Source organism: Hominiventricola sp., from assembly GCF_057604405.1.
On sequence record NZ_DBLYVB010000110.1, the window covers coordinates 1 to 1,056 of the forward strand.

Genomic DNA, 1,056 nt, shown 5'->3' on the forward strand with positions numbered 1-1,056 from the left:
TACAACGCCCAGCCGAAGGCAGAGAGTTCCTGCCCCAAGGCCGCCGCTCCTTTTTCATGGGGCAATTTCATATATTGGATGCCGATAGCGTCAAAGCGTTCATCCAGCAGCGCCGGGACCTGTGCGCCCCATTTCCCTCGAAGTTCCGCCAGAGTGTCCTGTACGGCTCCGTCAAATTTTAGAATGTCCAGCGCATCGGATATGATTTGTGCCCAGTCTGGCATGAAAGTACCCCCTTTTTAGTGCCTCAAAGTTTGCTGCTCAGCCGCTTGACTGGCGCAGACATTACATCTGGAAAATGCTTACACAGAATCTCTGTGAATAAGGTCATTGCAAGAAACGGCTTGAGATTACCTGCTGCAATCTCAAAATATTGAGAATAGCCCCAATCCAACTCATCTTCTCCGCACCAAAAGTTGAGAAGTTCTGCCCCCAGATCCATCCGCTGACTGGATAGGGATTTCCATGGAATCTGTGACCGCAGATACTCCTGAACCTCTCTGAGCTGTTCTGCGGCAATGCGCTGATGGGCATAATCCCACACATTCTTGAAATAGGTATCCAGTTCTACATAGCCAGAAAAGAGGATGCCGCAATCAATCTTGGAAAATATCTCCACCATACAAAGGATGCGCCGCCGGTGAAAAGCCTCCATTTCCCGTTCCAAGGCCTCAGCCTGAATCATTTCGTGTTTCTCTATACAGGCATAAGCTTCATTTTCTGGTATCTGGAACGCTTCATCTACTTTTTTGGCTATGGTAAACATCTGGATTTCATCGGCATTCTTGCGCTTGCGTAGGTCATCCCAACTGCCTCGCTCCCATTTATCCTCTTTTGAATAACAAGCAGAGCATATCGCCTGTGCCGGGTCAATTTCTCTCGTCAAACAGTAAGGACAAAGAATTTTCGCATTCTCACACAATCTGATCGGCTCCTTTATATTATTCCATGTCCGCTTCTATTTCTTCCGCTTCCGACAAGCCATATACATCCGTTGGCGTATCCCCTGAAAACTCAACCATAAGTCCAAATGGCTCCCCCACAGGAAGGGTACAA

General features: G+C 48.0%; 2 protein-coding genes. Both read right to left on the minus strand.

What is annotated here, in order from left to right:
* Nucleotides 1-224: hypothetical protein (locus tag ACZMB2_RS14420; RefSeq protein ID WP_487597229.1), on the minus strand; the 224-nt coding region annotated here is incomplete at its 3' end.
* Between the two features lie 23 nt (nt 225-247).
* Entirely contained in the window at nt 248-886 is a 639-nt protein-coding gene (locus ACZMB2_RS14425; protein WP_036627031.1) for a hypothetical protein, read from the minus strand.
* Between the last annotated feature and the right edge of the window lie 170 nt (nt 887-1,056).